At 63.0% G+C, this 20,909-nt stretch carries 21 protein-coding genes; 13 read left to right on the plus strand and 8 right to left on the minus strand.

Translation table 11 applies throughout. The annotated features are described in order from the left end of the window. Positions 1 to 2: 2 nt before the first annotated feature. Positions 3 to 1,133 (minus strand): carbon-nitrogen hydrolase family protein, encoded by a 1,131-nt coding sequence (locus tag L8K08_RS18890; RefSeq protein ID WP_242199333.1) that lies wholly within the window; start codon positions 1,131 to 1,133, stop codon positions 3 to 5. A gap of 212 nt (positions 1,134 to 1,345) precedes the next feature. Between L8K08_RS18890 and L8K08_RS18895 the strand changes: the two genes are divergently transcribed. Both L8K08_RS18895 and L8K08_RS18900 read left to right on the plus strand, forming a co-directional pair. Further along, positions 1,346 to 3,385 (plus strand): NADPH-dependent 2,4-dienoyl-CoA reductase, encoded by a 2,040-nt coding sequence (locus L8K08_RS18895; protein ID WP_242199334.1) that lies wholly within the window; start codon positions 1,346 to 1,348, stop codon positions 3,383 to 3,385. 57 nt (positions 3,386 to 3,442) lie between these two features. After that, positions 3,443 to 4,330 (plus strand): pyridoxal-phosphate dependent enzyme, encoded by an 888-nt coding sequence (locus L8K08_RS18900; protein ID WP_242199335.1) that lies wholly within the window; start codon positions 3,443 to 3,445, stop codon positions 4,328 to 4,330. A gap of 4 nt (positions 4,331 to 4,334) precedes the next feature. On the opposite strand, the gene L8K08_RS18905 is transcribed toward L8K08_RS18900, so the two are convergent. The 3 genes from L8K08_RS18905 to L8K08_RS18915 all read right to left on the minus strand — a co-directional run bounded on the left by L8K08_RS18905 (position 4,335) and on the right by L8K08_RS18915 (position 6,974). Continuing rightward, complete coding sequence (locus L8K08_RS18905; protein ID WP_242199336.1) at positions 4,335 to 4,895, minus strand: cytochrome b; 561 nt, start codon at positions 4,893 to 4,895, stop codon at positions 4,335 to 4,337. 113 nt (positions 4,896 to 5,008) lie between these two features. Next, positions 5,009 to 5,836: a phosphonoacetaldehyde hydrolase gene (phnX, locus tag L8K08_RS18910; protein ID WP_242199338.1), complete on the minus strand. Its 828-nt coding sequence runs from the start codon at positions 5,834 to 5,836 to the stop codon at positions 5,009 to 5,011. A gap of 28 nt (positions 5,837 to 5,864) precedes the next feature. After that, positions 5,865 to 6,974: a 2-aminoethylphosphonate--pyruvate transaminase gene (locus tag L8K08_RS18915; RefSeq protein WP_242199340.1), complete on the minus strand. Its 1,110-nt coding sequence runs from the start codon at positions 6,972 to 6,974 to the stop codon at positions 5,865 to 5,867. A gap of 112 nt (positions 6,975 to 7,086) precedes the next feature. On the opposite strand from L8K08_RS18915, the gene L8K08_RS18920 reads away from it, so the two are divergent. Next, the gene (locus tag L8K08_RS18920; protein ID WP_145163954.1) at positions 7,087 to 7,944 is read left to right on the plus strand and encodes a LysR substrate-binding domain-containing protein; all 858 of its coding nucleotides are present in this window, start codon (positions 7,087 to 7,089) and stop codon (positions 7,942 to 7,944) included. Positions 7,945 to 8,043: 99 nt separating this feature from the next. Then, positions 8,044 to 8,751, plus strand: coding sequence for a YebC/PmpR family DNA-binding transcriptional regulator (locus L8K08_RS18925; RefSeq protein WP_090402660.1), 708 nt, complete (start codon positions 8,044 to 8,046; stop codon positions 8,749 to 8,751). A gap of 123 nt (positions 8,752 to 8,874) precedes the next feature. On the opposite strand, the gene L8K08_RS18930 is transcribed toward L8K08_RS18925, so the two are convergent. Continuing rightward, complete coding sequence (locus L8K08_RS18930) at positions 8,875 to 10,179, minus strand: protein kinase (RefSeq protein WP_242199343.1); 1,305 nt, start codon at positions 10,177 to 10,179, stop codon at positions 8,875 to 8,877. Between the two features lie 40 nt (positions 10,180 to 10,219). Then, entirely contained in the window at positions 10,220 to 11,314 is a 1,095-nt protein-coding gene (zapE, locus tag L8K08_RS18935; RefSeq protein WP_242199344.1) for a cell division protein ZapE, read from the minus strand. 215 nt (positions 11,315 to 11,529) lie between these two features. Between zapE and L8K08_RS18940 the strand changes: the two genes are divergently transcribed. Genes L8K08_RS18940 through L8K08_RS18970 form a run of 7 tightly spaced genes read left to right on the plus strand, consistent with a single transcriptional unit; the run spans position 11,530 to position 17,878 of the window. Further along, entirely contained in the window at positions 11,530 to 12,030 is a 501-nt protein-coding gene (locus tag L8K08_RS18940; RefSeq protein ID WP_164487989.1) for a spore coat U domain-containing protein, read from the plus strand. Continuing rightward, positions 12,024 to 12,566, plus strand: a complete 543-nt coding sequence (locus tag L8K08_RS18945; protein WP_242199348.1) for a spore coat protein U domain-containing protein — start codon at positions 12,024 to 12,026, stop codon at positions 12,564 to 12,566. The genes L8K08_RS18940 and L8K08_RS18945 overlap by 7 nt, the downstream gene beginning before the upstream one ends. A gap of 18 nt (positions 12,567 to 12,584) precedes the next feature. Continuing rightward, positions 12,585 to 13,118, plus strand: a complete 534-nt coding sequence (locus L8K08_RS18950) for a spore coat U domain-containing protein (protein ID WP_106578825.1) — start codon at positions 12,585 to 12,587, stop codon at positions 13,116 to 13,118. A 53-nt stretch (positions 13,119 to 13,171) separates the two neighbouring features. Continuing rightward, positions 13,172 to 13,624 (plus strand): spore coat U domain-containing protein, encoded by a 453-nt coding sequence (locus L8K08_RS18955; RefSeq protein ID WP_145164118.1) that lies wholly within the window; start codon positions 13,172 to 13,174, stop codon positions 13,622 to 13,624. Positions 13,625 to 13,651: 27 nt separating this feature from the next. Next, complete coding sequence (locus L8K08_RS18960) at positions 13,652 to 14,437, plus strand: molecular chaperone (protein ID WP_242199352.1); 786 nt, start codon at positions 13,652 to 13,654, stop codon at positions 14,435 to 14,437. 41 nt (positions 14,438 to 14,478) lie between these two features. Continuing rightward, positions 14,479 to 16,872 (plus strand): fimbria/pilus outer membrane usher protein, encoded by a 2,394-nt coding sequence (locus L8K08_RS18965; RefSeq protein WP_242199355.1) that lies wholly within the window; start codon positions 14,479 to 14,481, stop codon positions 16,870 to 16,872. 37 nt (positions 16,873 to 16,909) lie between these two features. Further along, a complete protein-coding gene (locus L8K08_RS18970) occupies positions 16,910 to 17,878 on the plus strand; it encodes a spore coat U domain-containing protein (RefSeq protein ID WP_242199524.1) in 969 nt (322 codons plus the stop codon). On the opposite strand, the gene L8K08_RS18975 is transcribed toward L8K08_RS18970, so the two are convergent. Together L8K08_RS18975 and L8K08_RS18980 are read right to left on the minus strand one after the other, a co-directional pair. Continuing rightward, entirely contained in the window at positions 17,875 to 18,612 is a 738-nt protein-coding gene (locus L8K08_RS18975; protein WP_242199358.1) for an anti-sigma factor, read from the minus strand. The two genes, L8K08_RS18970 and L8K08_RS18975, sit on opposite strands and share 4 nt — an antisense overlap. Beyond that, the gene (locus L8K08_RS18980) at positions 18,609 to 19,115 is read right to left on the minus strand and encodes a sigma-70 family RNA polymerase sigma factor (protein ID WP_106578821.1); all 507 of its coding nucleotides are present in this window, start codon (positions 19,113 to 19,115) and stop codon (positions 18,609 to 18,611) included. The genes L8K08_RS18975 and L8K08_RS18980 overlap by 4 nt, the downstream gene beginning before the upstream one ends. 168 nt (positions 19,116 to 19,283) lie before the next feature. On the opposite strand from L8K08_RS18980, the gene L8K08_RS18985 reads away from it, so the two are divergent. Both L8K08_RS18985 and L8K08_RS18990 read left to right on the plus strand, forming a co-directional pair. After that, the gene (locus tag L8K08_RS18985; RefSeq protein WP_242199361.1) at positions 19,284 to 20,366 is read left to right on the plus strand and encodes a catalase family peroxidase; all 1,083 of its coding nucleotides are present in this window, start codon (positions 19,284 to 19,286) and stop codon (positions 20,364 to 20,366) included. Next, positions 20,363 to 20,902, plus strand: a complete 540-nt coding sequence (locus L8K08_RS18990) for a cytochrome b (protein WP_106578819.1) — start codon at positions 20,363 to 20,365, stop codon at positions 20,900 to 20,902. The genes L8K08_RS18985 and L8K08_RS18990 overlap by 4 nt, the downstream gene beginning before the upstream one ends. The last annotated feature ends 7 nt before the right edge of the window (positions 20,903 to 20,909 follow it).

A 20,909-nucleotide genomic window follows, 5' to 3' on the forward strand; every position in this document is an offset into this window, starting at 1 on the left:
CGCTACAACCAGATGTTCAGCAGACGTGCGCCACGGGCGCCGCTGTCGGCGTTGACTCGCCCGTTGCTGCTGAGAAAGCTGTGCCCGGCAGTGCCCAAGTCCCAGAACTGTCCACGCAGGAACACGCTCATGCCGGCGCTTGCCTGGCTGATCGGCTGTTGGCTGATCAGAGTCAGACGGTGCCAGGCTTCGCCTTCGCTGAGTTCCTCGGGCTTGAGGCTGATTTCGGGTGGCGTCGACACACTTTTAAACCCGCGCCATGGGCGATCCCATGTGTCGCGGCCAGTCACAAATGCCGGCACGGCGACCAACTGCGCGCCTTGCTCGTTGAGTTTGCGGTAGTTGTCCGGGTACCAGCTGTCGCTGCCGATCAGGATGCCCAGGCGCCCGGCCGGGGTGTCGACCACGTTGACGATATTTTCATCGCCCGGTTGGATGAAACCGCGCTCATCGTAGATGGGGTAGAACTGGCGCTGTGGCTGGCCCACTGGCAAACCGTCGGCACCGAACACCAGGCTGGCGTTGTACAGCGGACCATGGCCGACATGCAGTTGGCCTTGTTCGACACTCGGGTTGGGCAGGGTGATGGAGCCGGCCACCAGCGTGACGCCAAACTCTTTGGCCAGGCCGCCGAACAACAGCTGATAGTCGCGCGCCATGGCGGAGGCTTTCATACGCAGGTAGGCGTCATCCATGCGGTTATCGCCGGTGGCGCTGATCCATGCGCGCGCAAACTGCAGAGGGTTGCTGGCCGACAGCCAGTTCATCGCGTCTTTTAAATGGACCGCTTGGTACAACTCGTTTTTTTCGCCGCTGAGCATCAGCCAGGTGCCGATATGTTCGGGCAGGACCACGATGGTCTTTTGATTGATCAGCCCCTGATCACGGGCCTTTTGCAGGTACGCCGCGAGCTTCAGGTGCAGGCGTTCCAGGCTCTGGTAATCGGCGGGGAACAACTCCGGCTGAATGCCCAGCAAGTTGCCACGATCGGCAGGCTCGCCTTCATTGACGGCCAGGGAAATGCGCAGGTCCGACAGGTAATGCGCCACAGGGCGCTCCTGGGTCCAGACCAGATACGCGGCGACGGCGGCAACCAGGGCCATGACGAGGGTGAACGCTAGAAGTTTACGCATGGGGCAACAGACAACAGACCGTGTGCAGGGTTCGCCGACTAGGGTAGGGCTCAGGCACCTGCTTGCCAAGGGGCGCTGTGCATTTGGATCAATAACTTGTCAGTTTCAGTCATTGAGCGGCAGTCCATCGCCTCTTAGTCTGTGGGGCATAAACCGATGGCAGGCCATTCGAGCCTGCCACGTCCCGTGATGATCCGTTGTGGAGCTGTACCATGACCGCTGCTGCCTACCCGCACCTGCTGGCCCCGTTGGACCTGGGTTTTACCACCTTGCGCAATCGCACCCTGATGGGCTCGATGCACACAGGCCTTGAAGAAAAGCCAGGTGGTTTCGAGCGCATGGCCGCCTACTTTGCCGAGCGCGCCCGTGGCGGTGTCGGCTTGATGGTCACCGGCGGGATTGGCCCGAACGATGAGGGCGGCGTGTATGCCGGTGCGGCCAAGCTGACCACTGACGAGGAAGCGCAGAAGCACAAAATCGTGACCCAGGCCGTGCACGAAGCGGGCGGCAAGATCTGCATGCAGATCCTCCACGCCGGGCGGTATGCCTACAGCCCCAAGCAAGTCGCACCGAGCGCGATCCAGGCGCCGATCAACCCGTTCAAGCCCAAGGAACTGGACGAAGAAGGCATCGAAAAGCAGATCCAGGATTTCGTCACTTGCTCGCTGCTGGCCCAGGTCGCCGAATACGACGGCGTGGAAATCATGGGTTCCGAAGGCTACTTCATTAACCAGTTCCTGGCCGCCCACACCAACCACCGCACCGACCGTTGGGGTGGCAGCTACGAAAACCGCATGCGCCTGGCGGTGGACATCGTGCGCCGCGTGCGTGAAGCCGTGGGCCCGAACTTCATTATTATCTTCCGCCTGTCGATGCTCGACCTGGTCGAAGGCGGCAGCAGCTGGGAAGAAATCGTGCAGTTGGCCAAGGCCATCGAGCAGGCCGGTGCGACCCTTATCAACACCGGTATCGGCTGGCACGAAGCGCGCATCCCGACCATCGCCACCAAAGTGCCGCGTGGCGCGTTTAGCAAAGTCACCGCCAAGCTGCGCGGTGCGGTGCAGATTCCGCTGATCACCACCAACCGTATCAATACGCCGGACATTGCCGAGCAGATCCTCGCCGAAGGCGATGCCGACATGGTCTCGATGGCGCGGCCATTTTTGGCTGACCCGGAGTTCGTCAACAAGGCGGCTGCCGGCCGCGCCGATGAAATCAACACCTGCATCGGCTGCAACCAGGCCTGCCTGGACCACACCTTTGGCGGCAAGCTGACCACCTGCCTGGTCAACCCGCGCGCCTGCTACGAAACCGAGCTGAACTACCTGCCGGTCAAGCAGATCAAGAAAATCGCCGTGGTCGGCGCCGGTCCTGCAGGCCTGGCAGCGGCTACCGTGGCGGCGGAGCGCGGCCACCAAGTGACCTTGTTCGATTCCGCCAGCGAAATCGGCGGCCAGTTCAATATCGCCAAGCGCGTGCCGGGCAAAGAGGAGTTCTTTGAAACCCTGCGCTACTTCAAGCGCAAATTGCAGACCACCCACGTCGAGGTGTGCCTCAACACCCGTGTGGATGTCGCGCAACTGGCGGCGGGCGGGTATGACGAGATTATCCTCGCCACCGGCATTGCGCCGCGCACCCCGGCCATCCCGGGTATCGACAACGCCAAGGTGCTGAGTTACCTGGACGTGATTCTTGAGCGCAAGCCGGTGGGCAAGCGCGTGGCGGTGATCGGCGCTGGCGGGATCGGCTTTGACGTCTCTGAATTTCTGGTGCACGCCGGCGTGTCCACCAGCCTGGACCGCGAAGCGTTCTGGAAAGAGTGGGGCATCGACACGCAGCTGCAAGCCCGTGGCGGCGTGGCCGGCATCAAGCCGGCGCCGCATGCGCCGGCGCGTGAAGTGTTCCTGCTGCAACGCAAAACCTCCAAGGTCGGCGACGGCCTGGGCAAGACCACCGGCTGGATCCATCGCACAGGCCTGAAGAACAAACAGGTGCAGATGCTCAACAGCGTCGAATACCTGAGCATCGATGACCAGGGTCTGCATATCCGCATCGGCGCCGAAGGCGAGCCGCAGCTGCTGGCGGTGGACAACATCGTCATCTGCGCCGGGCAAGACCCGCTGCGCGAGCTGCAGGACGGCCTGGTCGCCGCAGGCCAGAACGTGCACCTGATCGGCGGCGCCGACGTGGCGGCCGAGCTGGATGCCAAGCGCGCCATCAACCAGGGCTCGCGCCTCGCTGCCGAGCTGTAAGACGAAAAAAGGGGCGGTGTTAGACTACCGCCCCTTTTTCTATTCAGATGCCTCCCGATGGGCCCTTTCGACTGGCTTCCCCACGCGCCCCTTGAACTGTTGCAGCTGGATTGGCTGAACGGCGTCGAGGTGGCCGTGCTGCGCCTGGACCGCATCGACCCGCTGATCAGCGGCAACAAGTGGTTCAAGCTCACCCAGCACCTGGCCGATGCCCAGGCGGCCGGAGCCCGCGGAGTCATCAGCCTCGGCGGCGCGCACTCCAACCACCTGCACGCGCTGGCGGCGGCCGGCAAACGCTTCGGTTTCCCGACCGTAGGCCTGTTGCGCGGCGATCCGCAAGACACACCCACTGTGCTCGACCTGAAAGCCTTCGGCATGCAGCTGCATTGGCTCGGTTACCGCGGCTATCGCGCGCGGCATGCGGCGGATTTCTGGTTGCCGTGGCACGCACAATACCCGCAACTTTACCCCGTGCCGGAAGGCGGCGGTGGAATCGCCGGTGCCTTGGGGTGCGCGGTATTGGTCGAGCAAGTGCGCGCGCAATTGAACGCCCTGGGCTGGGCCGACTATGACGCGTGGTGGTTGGCGGCGGGCACCGGTACGACCCTGGCCGGGTTGACGTTGGCCGAGGCGGGCGCGCGCACGGTCTATGGCGCAATGGCGGTGCCGGACGACCACGGCGTCGCTCAAAACGTGCAGGCTATCGTGCAGCAAGGGTATGAATTGATGGACGCAAGCCGAGGCGGTTTCGCCAAGGTCGATCCGTTATTGCTTGAATTCATGTACGCCACGGAACAGGCCAGTGGTGTGCCGCTGGAGCCGCTTTACACCGCCAAGGCCTTGCTGGCGCTGAAGCAGCAGATCGAGGCCGGGCGTTTTCCTCCCGGCACTCGTCTGATCTTCGTGCATACCGGCGGCCTGCAAGGTCGCCGTGGGTTTGCGTAGAGGCTTAGCCGCCGGTTTTGACTCGACCGGGCATCATCCGCAGCGCCGTGTTGTCGCGCAGGATGTAGTGGTGAATGATCCCGGCCAATGCATGCAGCCCGATCAGCCAGTAGCCGACCTTGCCGAACAGCACATGCCAGTGCTCAATCTCTTTGGCCAGAGCCTTGTTTTCAGCGATCAACGGCGGCAGCTCAATGCCATAGAACATCACCGAATGCCCCTCGGCACTGACAATCAGCCAGCCGGCTATCGGCATGCCGATCATCAACGCATACAGCGCAACGTGCATCAGCGTGGCCAACAGGCTTTGCCATTGCGGGGGTGCCGGCACGATTTTCGGCGCAACGCCCAGGCTGCGCGCGAACAAGCGCAGCCACACCAGCACGAACACGGTGAGGCCAAACATGAAGTGCATTTCGACGATCAACGTACGCGCGCCACTGCCTTTGGGAAACTGGCCGCGTAACTCTATGCAGGCGTAAACCACCGCCAGTAGCACCACCATCAACCAGTGCAGCGCAATCGACATGGTGCTGTAGCGTGTATCGGAGTTTTTCCACGGCATCGCTGTGTTCCTCACTCATCAGGGCAAACCTCCGTTCTTGGTGACGGAGTCCTTTAACTGTATGCCGGTTTTGAGCGCTTTGCCTGGCGTAAATGCCGTTGTTTTGACCTCAATCAGTGGCTTTGCGGCATTTCACCGCGTGCCAGGCGCTGATTGATATCGGTGATCACTGCAGGCAGGTCGTTGATAGTGTCGATCAGGTAGTGCGGGCGCGCGCCTTCGAAGAGTTTCTCGATGCGTTTGCGCTCGCTGTTCAGGGTGGCGGCGTCCAGGTTACGAAATTGCTCGTAGGTCAGGCCCAGCGCATTGCCCGAGCAGGTAAGAGCGACGGTCCACATGCCCGCGCGACGGCCTTCGAGGATGCCCGGCACGGTGTCATCGACCTTTACGCAAGCCGCCACATCATCGATGCCCAGCGCGATCACGTTGGCCAGTGCCTGGGCCGGCCATGGGCGGCCGTTGGGGACTTCGTCGGTGGCGACCACGTGATCGGCGAAATAGCCATTGGTGGCGGCCAGGGCGATGACCTTGTCCATGACTTGCTTGGGGTAGCCGGAGCAGGAACCGATCTTGATGCCTTGCACGCGCAGCCGGGCGATGGTGTCGAGGGCGCCGGGAATCAGCGCCGAGTGTTCGGCGATTTTCTCGATCTGCAACGGCATGAAGCGCTGGTAGATGGCGGTCACGTCATCATCCGTCGGCGTACGGCCGAACGCCTTGCGGTAACGCTCGGCGACCTGCGGCTGGTCGCAAAGGGTGCGGATGTGGTCCCACTTGCCCATGCCCATCGGGCCACGGGCCTCTTCGATGGAGACTTGCACATCGAACTTGGCGAAGGCTTCGACAAAGATTTGCGTGGGGGCGAACGAGCCGAAGTCGACCACGGTGCCGGCCCAATCGAGGATAACGGCCTGGAGGGTGTTGGGGTTTTGATAGTTCATGGTTCAAATCCTGTGGGTAATGGGGCAATCAGACGTCCAGCACTTCCATTTCTTGCAGCACCTGCGCGATCGCCTTGACCGCTGAGCGCATGCCGGCCGCATCGACGTGGCCGATACAGCCCACGCGGAAGGTTTCCACTTGAGTCAATTTGCCGGGGTAAAGGATGAAACCCTTGGCCTTGACCCGCTCGTAGAAGTCCTTGAACTGGTAACGCGGGTCCTTTGGCGCATGAAAGGTGACGATGATCGGCGCCTGGATCGCTGGCGGCAGGAAGCTGCGCAGGCCCACTTCGGCCATGCCATCCAGCAGCGCCTGACAGTTGCGTGCGTAGCGTTGGTGACGCGCAGGCAGGCCGCCCTCTTCGTGGTATTGCAGCAGCGCTTCGTGCAGGGCGGCGACCACGTGCGTTGGCGGGGTGAAGCGCCATTGCCCGGTCTTGGCCATGTAGCGGTGCTGGTCGAACAGGTCCATCGCCAGGGAGTGGCAGTTGCCTTGGGCGGCGGCCAGCGACTGTTTGTCGGCAAACACGAAACCCATGCCCGGCACGCCTTCCAGGCATTTGCCCGAGGCGGCGATCAGCGCGTCGAACGGCACTTCGCGAGCGTCAATTGGCAACGCACCGAAGGAACTCATGGCGTCGATGATCAAGCGCTTGCCGTGGCTTTTCACCACCTCGGCGATCTGCGGCAGCGGGTTGAGAATGCCGGTGCTGGTCTCGCAGTGGATCAGCGCCACGTGGGTAATGGCCGGGTCGGCGGGCAGCAGACGGTCCACATCGGCCGCTGTGGTCGGTTCATCCTCGGCGGTTTCAAAGGTGCTGAAATCGCGGCCGAGCACTTCGCAGATCTTCGCCAGGCGCTTGCCGTAGGCGCCGTTGATCAACACCAGCACCTTGCCATTGCGCGGCACCAGAGTGCCGATGGCGGCTTCGACGGCAAAGGTGCCGCTGCCTTGCAGGGGCACGCAGTGGTGGCTGTCGGCAGCGTTGAGAATCGCCAGCAACTGCTCGCAGACGCTGGCGGTGAGTTGGTTGAATCGCTGGTCCCATGAACCCCAATCCACCAGCATGGCCTGACGCGTACGCACGGACGTGGTCAGGGGGCCGGGTGTGAGCAGAATGGGCGCGGCGGTGGTCATCTCAAGTCCTCGCAAGTCTCGGGGGTTGAATCTACGGCGCCTAAATTGCAGTTTGGCTTGTTATCAATCAAATTGTTTGTTGTTATGCGAGCTATCAGTGAGGCCGATAGCTATGAATTTGTTCCAACTGCGTGCATTCGATGCCGTAGCCCGCGAGGGCAGTTTCACCCGAGCGGCGGCGCGGCTGTTTATCAGCCAGCCGGCGGTGACCGGGCACATCAAGGCTCTGGAGGAGCACTATCAGATCCCGTTGTTACGGCGTACGGCGCGGCGGGTGGAGTTGACCGAGGAGGGCACGCGCCTGGCGGCGATCACCCGCGCGATCTTCGGCCTGGTGGACGAGGCCCAGACCCTGCTGGAAGCCAACCGTCAGTTGCTCACCGGGCGCCTGGAGGTGGCGGCCGACGGCCCGCATCTGGTGATGCCGATGATCGCCAGGTTACGTGCGCGCTACCCGGGCATCACCGTCAACCTGCGCTTGGGCAATGCTCAGGAAACCCTGGCGGCGCTGTTGTCCGAGCATGCGGATGTGGCGGTGCTCACCGAGGTGGAACCGCGCAATGGCCTGCACCTGCAAGCCCTGAACGAATCGCGCATCTGCGCCTTGGTGCCGGCAGGGCATCCGTGGCTGGCCGACCCGGCGGGCATTCGCCTTGAGCAATTGCACGAAGTGATCATGGTGCTTCGCGAGCCCGGCTCGATTACCCGGCGCACCTTCGACAGCGCGTGCGCCAGCGCCGCTGTGCAGCCCAAAGTCTTGCTCGAACTGGACAGCCGTGAGGCGGTGACCGAAGCCGTCGCCGCTGAACTGGGCGTGGGGGTCGTGTCGTCAATGGAGGTCAGCCGCGATCCGCGCGTGCATGCCATTCCCTTGCAGGGCGACGGGCTGGTCAACCGGCACATGCTCGGTTGCATGCAGCGACGCCGCTCACTGCGCCTGATCCAGGCGTTTTTCGAGTTGGCGTGTTGACGGTTTTTTGCTGGAACGAATTTTTTTTGCCCTATAAACTCTGCCCCCAAAGCGCCGGCCAGTAGACGTCTCGGCGCGATGGACAGAAGAGAGTGAGTCATGGGCGCACAGTGGAAAGTCAAACATAAAGAAGCGGCATCCAATGCCAAGGGCAAGATCTTCGGCAAGCTGGTGAAAGAAATCACCATCGCCGCCCGCAACGGAGCCGACACCGCGACCAACGCCCACCTGCGTCTGGTGGTTGAGCAAGCCAAAAAGGCTTCGATGCCCAAGGAAACCCTGGAGCGTGCGATCAAGAAAGGCGCCGGCCTGCTGGGTGAAACTGTGCAATACCACCGCGTGACCTACGAAGGGTTCGCCCCGCACCAGGTGCCGCTGATCGTCGAGTGCGTGACCGATAACATCAACCGCACCGTGGCGGAAATCCGCGTGGCGTTCCGAAAAGGTCAGTTGGGTGCTTCGGGCTCTGTGGCCTGGGACTTCAACCACGTCGGCCTGATCGAAGCGTCGCCGGACACGCCGGACGCTGATCCGGAAATGGCGGCCATCGAAGCTGGCGCCCAGGATTTTGAAGACGGCGAAGAAGAGGGCACCACCCTGTTCATCACCGAAACCACCGACCTGGATGCCGTGCAGAAGGCCCTGCCGGAGCAGGGTTTCACGGTGTTGTCGGCCAAGCTGGGCTACATCTCGAAGAACCCGGTGAGTGGTTTGACCGATGAGCAGATGGCCGAAGTCGAAGCCTTCCTGGAAGGCCTGGACAACCATGACGACGTGCAGGATATGTTCGTCGGCCTGGCTGGCTGATTTATCGCTGAATAGAACGCGGTAAAAAATGTGGGAGCGGGCTTGCTCGCGAATGCGTAGTGTCAGTCACTGATTGGGTGGCTGACACACAGCATTCGCGAGCAAGCCCGCTCCCACATTTGATCAGTGGCGTGGCAGAGATTGCAGCAAGGTCTCGATCTCTTCAAAGCTCGGCCGCGCCAACACATCAGGCTGGCAGCAGCGTTTTTGCAGCGCGACCAACGCCTGGTCGTTGAACGGCGTGTCAACGCGCTCCAGCAACTCCCCCAGCAGTACCCCAAACGCCCGCACTTCAATACGCTGCAACGCCTGGGTTTCCACGGTGTCCGCCGTGGCATGGAACGACGCCGCGCCAAAATCTCCGAGCAAGCAATCACCTTCGGCATTCCACAGAATGTTGTGGCCATACAGGTCGCCATGGGTAATGCCGTGGCGGTGCAAATGGGCCGCCACCGACGCTATGCCGCGCGCCATGCGCAAGGCCACTTCGGGGCTGAAGCGCGTGTCGGGCGCGTAGATATCGCGCGTGCAGGACGCCAGGCTCGGCAGCGCGGCGAGGTTGCGATAGCTCGGATCGATCAGGTCCATCACCAGCGCGGCCTGGTCATCGGGATGGCCCACCACGCGGCCTTCCACCTTGATCAGGTTGGGGTGCAGCCCGGCGGCGATGCAGGCCTGCATTTCGTGCAGCGGAGAGCCGTCGCTGGTGATCGTGCCTTTGTACAGTTTGACTGCGACAGACAACCCCCGCGGTCGCCACGCCGCCTTGCGAATAATCCCCGAGGCGCCTTCGCCCAGTACTTCGCCCAGTTCGAGTTCCGACCACGGGATGTTCGGAGTCGCGTCATCGCCCGCCACAGCCACGGCCATTTCCACCGGGTTACCGGCATAGGCCAGCCAGGTCAGGCTCGGCAGCGTCAGCAGCCACTGCGGCAGTTGCGTCAGGCGGTTGGCGGCGATGCGGATCAATTCCAGGTTGTGGCAGTTGGCCAGGCTTTGCGGCAGGTGCGCCAGTTGGTTGCCGGCCAGCATCAGTTTCTGCAGCAACGGCCGCTCGCCCAATTCGCTGGGCAATTGGCTGATGCAGTTATCGGTGAGGATCAGCCAGCGCAACTGCGGCGGCAGAGCGGCGGCCGGCACGTGGCTGATCTGGTTGGCCTTGAAGCCGATCATGCTCAGCTGTGCGCACTGGCCCAGGCACGCCGGCAGCTCGGTGAAGGCGTTGTCCGAGCAAAACAGCACGCGTAGGCGCGACAGGCGATGCAGGTCGTCGGGCAGGCTGCTCAGGGCGTTGCCCGTGAGGTTGAGGATTTCCAGGGAGTCGGCCAGTTCGAAGATTTCCCGCGGGAATTCGGTCAGCCCGCAGGACAGGTCCAGGCGCGTGATGCCAGCCAGTTGGCCGGCCTTGAGTTGGGCGAGGGTATTCATGAACGGCGCAGTCACTCGGCAAGAGGGCGTAAAAAGGCGCTCATGATACCGGGTGAGGCGCCGGTTGCGGGCAGACGGTTTGCAATTGGTTCAGACGGCTCGCGGTGCGAGCGAGGTCGATGGCCTGCCCTTCAAGGGCATGCGCCAAGGGGTGTTGGCCGATCAGCGTCAGGCTTTTGTCCTGGTCGTACAGCACGTCCACCAGGTTGATAAACCGCTGTTGCACGGCAATCGGGCAGTCTGCCAACTGGGGCAGCCCGTCGACAATCCAGTGGTCGAAGTCCTCGCAGAGCAGCAAGTAATCCATCACGGCCGTGAGTTGTTCGCACAGGTCGTTGAAGGTGAACGCGATGGTTGGTGCCTGTTGGTGGCGACATATCAGCTGGCGGTTGCCGACGGTCAGGCGTTGCGCAGGGCAATCGGTGGCGGGCAGCCCGAGCATTTCACGCTGGGCGGGCGTGCCCGGCCAAACATACTGGCCGGCGCTGAAGTGCTGCTCGGCATGTGCTTGGGGCAAGCTGCGAAAATCCTGGGGTGAGCTGACCTCCAGCACGTCCATCCGCGCGGCAATCAGGTCGATCACCGGTTTGAAGCGTTCGTGGTACAGCGGGTTGGGCAGCAGCCCCTCGGGTGCATAGTTTGAGGTCACCAGTACCAGCACGCCGCGCTCGAACAAGGCCTTGAACAACCGGCTGATAAGCATGGCATCGCCGATATCGTGAACATGGAATTCGTCGAAACACAGCACCCGGCATCCCGCCAGCAGCTCATCGAGGGTCACGCCCAGGGCGTCGTCGTGCTCACGGTGCGTAAACATGCCCCGATGCAGGCGGGCAAAAAACGCATGGAAGTGCACGCGCTGCTTGTCGGCAATCGGCAGCGCCTGGAAGAACCCATCGAGCAGCCAGCTCTTGCCGCGCCCCACCGGGCCGTGCAGGTACAGGCTGCGCGTTGCAAGGTTGGCGAGCAGGTGCTGGGTCTCGCGGGCGAGGGCGGCAATCGCACGGTTTTGGCCTGCGCTCAGGGTATAGCCCTGTTGCCTGGCTTTGTTCTCAAAGAACGCCGGGATAGGCGAGGGGGCCAGGACGGCGGTTTTTTTGCCCAGCAAACGCTGAATCAGGGGAAGCACAGCCAATGCAAGTCACTCTGTCGTGCGGTGGTCGCTCACTTTAGGGCGCCCGAAGCGATTTGACCAATAGAGAAGCGCGCCGCCAGCTATCTCGAAAAAGCATAGCGTGGGGGTAATCCTGGGCAAACTGGCGGTTTCTCCTTAAATGGCTAACCTCATACACAGTTGTCACCCCTGTATAAGGAATTGGGGCTGTGAAGGGACGAGCAGTATTGGCAGTGATGGGCGCCATACTCTGTAACACGGTTTACGCTGCGCAACTTCAGGTAGAAGTGCGCATCGACGTGCAACGGGGCTGCCAGCTGGTGGGCATCACCCGCGATGCGGGTATCGAGCAGCTGGGCGTGTTGGACTTTGGCAGCGGCCCGCGTCTGGATGACCCGGCCGGCCCGTTGAGTGCGGCCTTGATCAGCCAGCGCCAGCCGCGCCTGGAATGCAACCCGGACACACCCTATCAAATGCGCGTTGACGGCGGCCTGCATGGCGGCGTCGGCGAAGTGCGCTACCTCAGCGCCGCGACCCCCTCGAGCAAACCTATTCCCTATCGCCTTTACGCCGACGCCGCGCGACGTATTGCCTTGCCCGTGAATGAACCGCTCAGTGGCCGCGTGCCGGACTCGGGCAGCGTCGACTTGCCCTTATATGGCCGCATCGAACCGCTCAAGGACATCCCCGCCGTCGGCCGCTACACCGACCTGCTCAAGGTCACGGTCACATGGTAAGCCGGGGCTGGGCCCTCGTGGCCATGGGCGGCCTGTTGCTGCTGGCGGAGGACGCCCAGGCGGCCGTGGCCGGGCAGATTCATGCGCGGCTGGTGATAACCGCCAGTTGTGAGGTGAGCAAGGGCGCCGCAAGCGCGCCCGTGAGCCCTGTGGGCGGCACGGCAATGCTCGACTTTGGCAGCCAGGGGCCGACTTGGAGCAACCCACTGGGCGCAGCCGTTTCCGATGGCGACAAGGCGCCGCTGTCGGTGTCCTGCAACCCGTCGGTGGTCAGCAGTTTCACCGTGACTATCGACGGCGGCGCGCACGGCGATGGCACCACGCGACGTTTGAGCAACGGGCGTCAGACCATTCCGTATCGGCTGTCGGCTGATCCGCTGGGCCACAGCACTTACAGCGTTGGCCAACAACGCAATTTCGTCGTGACCAAGGGCACGCAAGTACCGATCCCGGTATTTGGCTCGGTGGTGGCGAATACCAGGGCCCTACCGGCCGGCATCTACACAGACACCCTGACGGTGACTCTGGATTGGTAAATCATGAGGATGAACATCATGCATGCACTTGTATCGAAAGCAGTTTTTCCATTGATGGCGCTGGTGTGGGTGTCGGGTACGCAGGCGGCCACGGTCGCCGGCACCGTCACCGCAACGCTGGTGCTGACCAGCAGCTGCCAGGTCAATGGCGCGGCGGCCACCGGCGGGATGAGCTTCGGTAACTTGAACTTCGGTACGGCCAACAGCCTGTTCACTGAAGCCGACGGCCAGGTGCTGGGCGGCGGCGGTGGCGCGTTGTCGATTCTGTGTTCGGCGGGCACTTCACCGACGCTGACCGTGTCTGCCGGCGCCAACGACGGCAAGTCCGTGGGCGGTGGCCGCGCGCTGTACGACGGTGTGGCCAATTACGTGCCGTATGACCTGTTCACCGACAGTGGTCACTCCAATTTGCTCGCCATCGGTGGGGTGATCAACCTGGCACCCAGCACGGGCGTGGCCCAGGCGGTGAATATTTACGGTAAGGCCAACGGCAAGGCCGGGCTGCCGGCCGGGACTTACACCGACACGGTCAACGTGACGCTGACGTTCTGAGTGCCATGAGTCGGGCAGGGTGGGCGGCGTGTGTGGTGTGCATCGGCTGGGGCATGCCGGTGTCGCTGCTGGCGGTGACCAGTCAGTCCTTCCAGGTCAGCGCGACCATCACCCCTGGATGCCTGGTGGTGGGTGGCGGCACGAACTACGGCAGCCTGGCCTTCGGCACTTATTCGGCCCTGGCGACCAGCACCGCGTCTGTCGCACTCACGGCGGGCGTGACCCTGCAATGTACGCCGGGCGTCGCGCTGAGCATGAGTGTCGATGGCGGTTTGCACAACAATAGCGGTCGGCGGATGCAGCTCAATAGCGGCACTGCCCAAGTGGCTTATCAACTGTTTCGGGACGCGGCGTTCAGCCAGAGCCTGGGCATCAGCCAAAGCGTGAGCGTGGCCTACAGCAACGCAGCCAGCATCACCTTGCCGATTTATGGGCGAGTGCAGTTACCGGGTAATACGCCTGGGGGGACGTACAGCGACACGTTGCAGGTGCAGCTGTCGTGGTAAGGCGATTGGCAATGAGGAGTAAGACTTATGGATGCAGCTTCCCGGCACTTTTGGGCAGCAGGTTTGAGCGCGTTGTTGGCGTTGACGGCAGGGCAGGCGCAGGCGGCAAGCTCCGTGCTGATCTGGCCGATTGACCCGGTGCTGGAGGCCGACCAACAGGCCAGCGCCCTGTGGCTGGAAAATCGCGGCACGGAGACCGCCAACCTGCAAATCCGCGTGTTTGCCTGGACCCAGAGCGGTTTTGACGAGCAGTACCAGAACCAGCGCGATGTGATCGGCAGCCCGCCGGTGGCGAAAATCGAGCCGGGGCAGAAACAGCTGGTGCGCCTGACCCGGACCAAAGAGGTGCCGCCGGGCCGGGAACTGGCCTACCGGATCATCATCGATGAAATCCCCCCGGCCACGCCGCCTGCGGCCCCGGCTGATGGCAAGACGGCCGCCGCGATTCGCTTCCAGATGCGCTATTCGGTGCCGCTGTTCGCCTATGGCCCGGGCCTTTGGAGCAAGGTAGATGGCACCCGCGAGCGCGACCCCAAAAGTGCCGGCAAGCCGGACCTGAGTTGGAAAAAGGTCACAGTGGGTGGGCGCAACTACGTCGAAATGCGCAACCAGGGCGCCGTGCATGCACGCTTGACCGACGCTACGTTCAAACAGGGCGGCCAACCGCGGCCGCTGGTGGAAGGCCTGATGGGCTATGTGCTGCCGGGCGCAACCATGCGCTGGCCGGTGCCGGAGGGCCTGCCGGCTGATCAGCCGCTGCAGGTGCGAGTCAATGGTGCGACGCAATTGGAGAACCTTGCACCGGGGCGATAAATCAGTGCGGTAGGGCATGGAGCAGCCCCTGGTGTTAACGGATGGAGATGTCCATTGATGGACACAAAGCCTTGGTGAGCCATGAACGGGCGAGAGGTTTATGGCGATCGGTGTGGGTGGTGAGTGGCCTGTCTGGCCTGGTGGTTGCGGCGCCGGGTGTGGCCGCTCCATTGCCGCCTCCTCCCAGCAGTATGGAGGCTGTTGCCGATGCGCAGTTGTTTCTGGAACTGGTGGTCAATCAGATGGATACCGGGCGCGTGGTCGCCGTCAATCAGCGTGCCGGGCAGTTGTTCTTGCCGGCGTCGGTGTTGCAGGAAATCGGTATGAAGCTGCCGGGTGAAGTGCCCGCCGAGGTTGCGCTGGAAAACCTGCCAGGCATGCACACCGATTACGACAGCCAGGGCCAGCGCCTGATGCTCAGCGTGCCGCCGGCCTGGTTGCCGGAGCAATTTATCGGCAATCGCAACAATTACCCACGCACCCAGGCGCTGACCAGCTTTGGCGCGCTGCTCAACTATGACGCCTACCTCAACGACACCGATGACGCCGGCACCTACCTCGGCATCTTCAACGAAGTCAGGATGTTCGACACCTGGGGCACCTTGTCCAACACCGGCCAGTACCGCACCACGCTTGGCCGGGAGACGGCCGGCGGCAGCCTGGACAACGGCTATCGGCGTTATGACACCACGTGGCGGTTTTCCGACGACGAGCGCCTGCTGACCTATGAGGCCGGCGACGTGATCAGCGGCGCCTTGCCGTGGAGCACCTCGGTGCGTCTTGGCGGTATACAGATGTCGCGCGATTTTGGTGTGCGTCCGGATTTGGTCACCTACCCGCTGCCACAGTTTGCCGGTGAGGCCGCCGTGCCGTCGTCGGTGGACCTGTTTATCAACGGCTACAAAACCAGCAGCGCCGACCTGCAGCCTGGGCCGTACACCCTGACCAACGTGCCGTTCATCAACGGCGCGGGTGAGGCGGTGGTGGTGACCACCGACGCCCTGGGCCGGCAGGTCTCGACCACGGTGCCGTTCTACGTCACGAGTACGCTGTTGCAAAAGGGCTTGTCGGACTTTTCGGTGGCGGCGGGTAACCTGCGCCGCGACTATACCGTGCGCGATTTTGGCTACGGCTCCGGCGTGGCGAGCGGCACGTTTCGGTACGGGCTGTCGGATGCGTTTACCCTGGAAAGCCACGCCGAAGCCGCGGGTGACCTGGCCTTGGGCGGTGTCGGCGGCAATCTGCGCATGGGCAACTTCGGCGTGCTCAATACCGCCGTCAGCCAAAGCCAGTTCGACGGGCGCACAGGCCAGCAACTGAGCCTGGGCTACCAGTACAGCAATCAGCGTTACAGCGTGTCTTATCAACGGGTAGAGCGCCGCGATGAGTACGCCGACCTGAGCCTGGTCGACACGCCCTATGCCAGCCTCAGCAAGCGCAGCCAGCAAGCGACCTTGAGCCTGAACCTCAACGATTTCGGCAGTTTGGGCGTGGGGTATTTCGATGTGCAGGCGGCGGATGATTCTCGTACCCGCCTGGTGAACATGACCTGGAGCAAAGCGCTGTGGCGCAACAGCAGTTTTTACCTGTCGGCCAACCACGAAGTCGGTGATAGCAGCTGGGCAGTGCAGGCCCAAGTGGTGGTGCCCTTCGACATTTACGGCAGCCTCAGCGTGGGCAGCGAACGCAGCAAAACCGGACAAAGCCAGCAGCGCGTCAACTACAGCCGGGCAGTGCCGGCCGAGGGCGGCGTGGGCTTTAACCTGGGTTACGCCAGCGGTGACGGGCCGGCTTATCGACAGGCTGACCTGACCTGGCGCCTGCAGTCGGTGCAATTGCAGGCCGGCGTGTATGGCAACCGCGACGCGCAAACCCGTTGGGCGGATGCCAGTGGCTCGCTGGTGTGGATGGACCACCACGTGTTCGCCGCCAACCGTGTCGACGATGCGTTTGTGGTGGTGAGCACCGGTGGCGTCGGCAGCGTACCGGTGCGCTACGAGAACCAAGTGGTGGGTGAAACCGACCGCAACGGGCACTTGCTGGTGCCGTGGACCAGCGCCTACTACCGGGCCAAATACGAGATCGACCCGCTGAACCTGCCGGCCAACATGCAAGTGCCCAACGTCGAGCAACGTGTGGCCGTGCGCCGGGGCAGTGGCTACTTGCTGGAGTTTCCGGTGCGCCAGGTGCTCGCGGCGAGCATCACCCTGGTCGACGCCCAGCATCAGGAATTGCCCCTGGGCAGCCAGGTGCGGCACGAGCAAAGCGGCGCGCTGGCGGTGGTGGGGTGGGACGGCCTGGTCTACCTGGAAAACCTGACGGCGCACAACACCTTGCAGGTCACCGTCGGCGATGGCCAGGCCTGCCAGGCGACGTTCGAACTGGATACCACGCAGGAGCAGGTACCGCTGATTGGGCCACTGGTGTGCCAATGACATAAGGAGTGTGCGTGTGCGGGTCAAGGATTGGCTGTTGCGGTTACTGCTGTTGGCAAGCCTGGGAGTGTCGGTGCAGGTGCAGGCGGTGTGCACGGTGGGCGCCACCGTGCCGGCCAGTTTCGGCACCACGGTGAGTTCAATGACCGTGCGCACCACCTCCCAGCCGAGTTCGACCACCAACGCTGGCTTGAGCTGCACGTCAGCGCTGCTGTCAGTCTTGACCTCGAGTGACCATTTCTATGCGACCGTCACCGGCTCCGCGCAAGGCGGCCTGGTCGGGCCGACCGGGGATGTCATCAGCTATACGATCTACGCCAACAACACCACCGCGTTCCCAATGACGCGCGGCACCGCGTTCGATTTTGGCGGCAGTGGCGGCATTGCCGCCTCCCTTGGCCTGGTGTTCGGGCCGGGCACCAAAGTTGTGCCGCTGTATTTCGCCACCACCATCGGCAGTAACGTGGCTGCAGGTGTGTACAGCGAAACCCTGAATATCGCCTGGAACTGGAACTACTGTTCGGGCATTGGCATTGGTGGGATTTGCGCGGGCCGCGAGATCAACAACGGCACCACCACGCTGAATGTGAGCATGACCGTGGTCAATGACTGCCAGATCACTACGCCCGCCATCGCCTTTGGCAGCGCGCCGGTGGTCAGTGCATTTTCCACCGTCAACGGGCAGGCCAGCGTGGCCTGCACCAAGGGCAGCGCCTACACCGTGGGCCTCAGTGACGGGCAGAACCCGGTGAGTGTGGGTGGCCGCCGGCAGATGGTGTCCGCCGGTAACTTCCTTGCTTACGACATCTTCAAGAGTGCCAGCACGACCCGCTGGGGCAGCGTGGGCACGGCACGTCGGGCCAGTTCAACGGCCGAGGTCAACCCTGGCAACGGCCTGGGCACGGGCAGCCAGGTGTTCAACTACAACGCCAAGGTCTATACCGACCAGACCACGCCGCCGAGCGGCATCTATCTGGACAATGTGGTGCTGGACGTGGGCTTTTAGAACTTCATCATCTGCGTGGTTGGCTGGCCCACCGGGCTGACCATCGCGTAGTTGTAGCCGCTGCCGGACCAGTACTCGGCCTGCAAGCCATCGGCGCTGCGGCTGCCGCGGGGCAGAAAGCCGTTTTCCGGGCCGGGCGGGCGGATGTAGAAGCTGATGCGCCGGCCTTGCGGGTCTTCGTACAGCACCATGGCGGCAGCGCCCTGCTCAGTGGTGAGCAAGCGCCCGCTGACCGGCTTGAAACCTGCCTGGCTCAAGTCCGGCAGGCGGTGCGCCTGGTTGAAGTAGCGATCCAGCCAGGCCTGCATCGAGCCACCGTCCTGGGCGTTGTAGTCGGCGGGCATGATGCCGTCCTGGGCAAACAGGCGGAACGCCTGCATCGCGTCGGCCATCGGCAACAGGGCAGGCTGGGTCGCTTCGCGGGCGTGCCAGCCGCCGAAACCGCCCAGGCTGACGGCGATCAACAGCACGGCAGCCGTGGCGAAGTGGCGACGCGATTGGTGTTTGATGCGTTGGCGAATCAGCGCCGGGTCCAGCTCGGGGTTGGCCGGTTGTTGCAACGCGCCGCTCAATGACGCGCGCAGTGCTTGCGCATCCTGTTGCCAGGCATGCACTTGGGCGGCGACGTCGGGGTGGGCCGCCAAGTAGGTTTCAAGCACGCGGCGATCGCTCTCCAGCAGTTGGTGATCGACGTAGGCATGCAAATCGCGTTCGCTGGGGGGCAGGCTGATCATTTGAGTATCCGCAGGGAAGGGCTGGCAATTTCACCATCGCTGAGTTGGCGCAGGGCCTGGCGCGCCCGGGACAAGCGCGACATGACGGTGCCGACGGGCACCTCGAGGATGACGGCAACCTCCTTGTAGCTTAACCCTTCGACCGACACCCAGAGCAACAGGGCGCGCTGTTCGGTGTTGAGTTGGTCGAAAGCCTGCAAGGCCGATTGGGCCATCACCGTGCGCTCCACCGAAGGTTGCGCGTCGTCACGGCCGGTAAAGAAGTCGAGCATGCGCGCGTAACGCCGGCTGCGGCGGTGGGCGTCGAGGAATTGCCGGTAAAGAATCGAGAACAGCCACGCGCGCAGGTCGCCTTCGATGCGTTTATCGGCCCAACGGGTGATTGCGCGTTCCAGGGTCGACTGCACCAGGTCGTCGGCGCTGCTGGTGTTACGGGTCAGGGACACGGCAAAGCGCCGCATCCTGGGGATCAGTTCACGTAACTGTTCGTCGAGTTCGTGCATGGGAATCTGGCTGGTCGCTACGCTGGGACTAGGGAGACGTCTGACGTTGAAGGTTATTCCCAAGCCTGAAAAATAAACACAGGGCGTGGGAATAGAGCGGATCGGCGTTCGTCTTAATGCTCCGACCTTATGTTTCACCGCTTAGGCCTCTGGCCCTGGAGTCACTTCATGGTAGATCACTCATCACCGCCCCGTCCTGCGTTGAGTACCGCGAGCCTGATCGCACGGCTCGCCGGTATCGGTGCCGTGGTTGCCGTTGTTGCCGGGGCGTTTGCCTACGTCAACGGCACCCTCGACCCACAGCGCCTGCGCCCCAAAACCCTGGTTAATGCCCTGGAAACCAATAACGGCCTGCACCCTGGCTTTCGCCGCAACCATGCCAAGGGCGTGTGCGTGGCGGGTTACTTCGAGAGCAGCCCCGAGGCGCGGGCGTATTCGAGTGCCCAAGTGTTCAGCGAAGCGAAAACGCCAGTGATTGGTCGATTTGCCTTGCCCAGCGGCAACCCTTACGCGCCGGACAGCAGTGTGCCGATCCGCAGCTTTGCCTTGCAGTTCAGCCAAGCCAACGGCCAGCAATGGCGCACGGGGATGAACAGCATGCCGGTGTTCCCGGTGGGCACGCCTGAAGCCTTTTACCAGATGCTCAAGGCGGGCGCGCCAGACCCGGCCACCGGCAAGCCGAACCCGGCGGGCATGCCGGCGTTTTTTGCCGCGCACCCGGAGACCGCGCCGTTCTTGGCGTGGGTCAAGACGGCCAAGCCGTCGGCCAGCTATGCGACAGAGACCTACAACGGCATCAATGCGTTTTATCTGGTCAGCGCTGACGGCAAGCGCCAGGCAGTGCGTTGGGGCGTCGTGCCGCAGAGCCAGGATGCAGCGGGCGATACCGCGCCTTCAGGCAGTGACTTTCTTGAAAAAGACCTGGTGCAGCGCCTGGCATCCGGCCCGCTGCGCTGGCAGTTGAACATGACCCTGGCCAACCCCGGCGACCCGCTGGACGATGCGAGCAAAACCTGGACCGGCGAACACAAGGTGCTCAACGCCGGCACCCTGGTACTGCAGAGCAGCCAGCCGCAAGCGGACGGCGATTGCCGTGATATCAACTTTGATCCGCTGATTTTGCCCAGTGGTATCCAGGCCTCCGACGACCCGCTGCTGGCGGCGCGTTCGGCAGCCTACGCCAGCTCGTACGTGCGTCGTGCCGGTGAAGTCAGCCCGCTGCACAGCGCCCCTCAGGAGTCGAAGCCATGAATGTTCAACCACGCTATTTCGCGCCGCTGGCGCGTGTGCTGCATTGGCTGATGGCGCTGATGGTCATCGCTATGTTGTTTATCGGTGCGGGCATGGCGGCGTCGGTGTCGGAGCGCCATGAGTGGCTGATTCACCTGCATAAACCGCTGGGGATTGCGATTCTGGCGCTGGTGATCGTGCGGCTGGTGGTGCGTTTTTCCACTCGGCAACCGCCGCTGCCGGATGATTTGCCGCTGTGGCAAAGGTTGGCAGCCAAGGCCTCTCATGTGCTGTTGTACGCGTTGATGCTGGTGTTGCCGCTGCTGGGCTGGGCGATGATTTCGGCGGCCGGTGACCCGGTGATGCTCAGCAGTTCAGTGCAGTTGCCGGCGCTGGTGGGTGCGAATGCGCCGTTGTTTGCGGTGTTGCGCAAGGCCCATGGGTATCTGGCGTATCTGCTGTTTCTGACGGTGCTGTTGCATCTGGCGGCGGCGCTGTTTCACGGCTTGATTCGCCGTGACGGCGTGCTGCAAAGCATGACCGGCACCAAGGACTGATGCCGGA

Origin of the sequence: Pseudomonas sp. TREG-RG-20F-10-E-6-01 (genome assembly GCF_022662455.1) — a bacterium.
GTDB lineage: Bacteria > Pseudomonadota > Gammaproteobacteria > Pseudomonadales > Pseudomonadaceae > Aquipseudomonas.

Excerpts from the sequence above, each read along its gene's own strand:
- L8K08_RS18890 (WP_242199333.1), bottom strand. The coding sequence starts at position 1,133 with ATGCGTAAACTTCTAGCGTTCACCCTCGTCATGGCCCTGGTTGCCGCC.
- L8K08_RS18895 (WP_242199334.1), top strand. The coding sequence starts at position 1,346 with ATGACCGCTGCTGCCTACCCGCACCTGCTGGCCCCGTTGGACCTGGGT.
- L8K08_RS18900 (WP_242199335.1), top strand. The coding sequence starts at position 3,443 with ATGGGCCCTTTCGACTGGCTTCCCCACGCGCCCCTTGAACTGTTGCAG.
- L8K08_RS18905 (WP_242199336.1), bottom strand. The coding sequence starts at position 4,895 with ATGCCGTGGAAAAACTCCGATACACGCTACAGCACCATGTCGATTGCG.
- phnX (WP_242199338.1), bottom strand. The coding sequence starts at position 5,836 with ATGAACTATCAAAACCCCAACACCCTCCAGGCCGTTATCCTCGATTGG.
- L8K08_RS18915 (WP_242199340.1), bottom strand. The coding sequence starts at position 6,974 with ATGACCACCGCCGCGCCCATTCTGCTCACACCCGGCCCCCTGACCACG.
- L8K08_RS18920 (WP_145163954.1), top strand. The coding sequence starts at position 7,087 with ATGAATTTGTTCCAACTGCGTGCATTCGATGCCGTAGCCCGCGAGGGC.
- L8K08_RS18925 (WP_090402660.1), top strand. The coding sequence starts at position 8,044 with ATGGGCGCACAGTGGAAAGTCAAACATAAAGAAGCGGCATCCAATGCC.
- L8K08_RS18930 (WP_242199343.1), bottom strand. The coding sequence starts at position 10,179 with ATGAATACCCTCGCCCAACTCAAGGCCGGCCAACTGGCTGGCATCACG.
- L8K08_RS18940 (WP_164487989.1), top strand. The coding sequence starts at position 11,530 with ATGGGCGCCATACTCTGTAACACGGTTTACGCTGCGCAACTTCAGGTA.
- L8K08_RS18945 (WP_242199348.1), top strand. The coding sequence starts at position 12,024 with ATGGTAAGCCGGGGCTGGGCCCTCGTGGCCATGGGCGGCCTGTTGCTG.
- L8K08_RS18950 (WP_106578825.1), top strand. The coding sequence starts at position 12,585 with ATGCATGCACTTGTATCGAAAGCAGTTTTTCCATTGATGGCGCTGGTG.
- L8K08_RS18955 (WP_145164118.1), top strand. The coding sequence starts at position 13,172 with ATGCCGGTGTCGCTGCTGGCGGTGACCAGTCAGTCCTTCCAGGTCAGC.
- L8K08_RS18960 (WP_242199352.1), top strand. The coding sequence starts at position 13,652 with ATGGATGCAGCTTCCCGGCACTTTTGGGCAGCAGGTTTGAGCGCGTTG.
- L8K08_RS18965 (WP_242199355.1), top strand. The coding sequence starts at position 14,479 with ATGGAGATGTCCATTGATGGACACAAAGCCTTGGTGAGCCATGAACGG.
- L8K08_RS18975 (WP_242199358.1), bottom strand. The coding sequence starts at position 18,612 with ATGATCAGCCTGCCCCCCAGCGAACGCGATTTGCATGCCTACGTCGAT.
- L8K08_RS18980 (WP_106578821.1), bottom strand. The coding sequence starts at position 19,115 with ATGCACGAACTCGACGAACAGTTACGTGAACTGATCCCCAGGATGCGG.
- L8K08_RS18985 (WP_242199361.1), top strand. The coding sequence starts at position 19,284 with ATGGTAGATCACTCATCACCGCCCCGTCCTGCGTTGAGTACCGCGAGC.
- L8K08_RS18990 (WP_106578819.1), top strand. The coding sequence starts at position 20,363 with ATGAATGTTCAACCACGCTATTTCGCGCCGCTGGCGCGTGTGCTGCAT.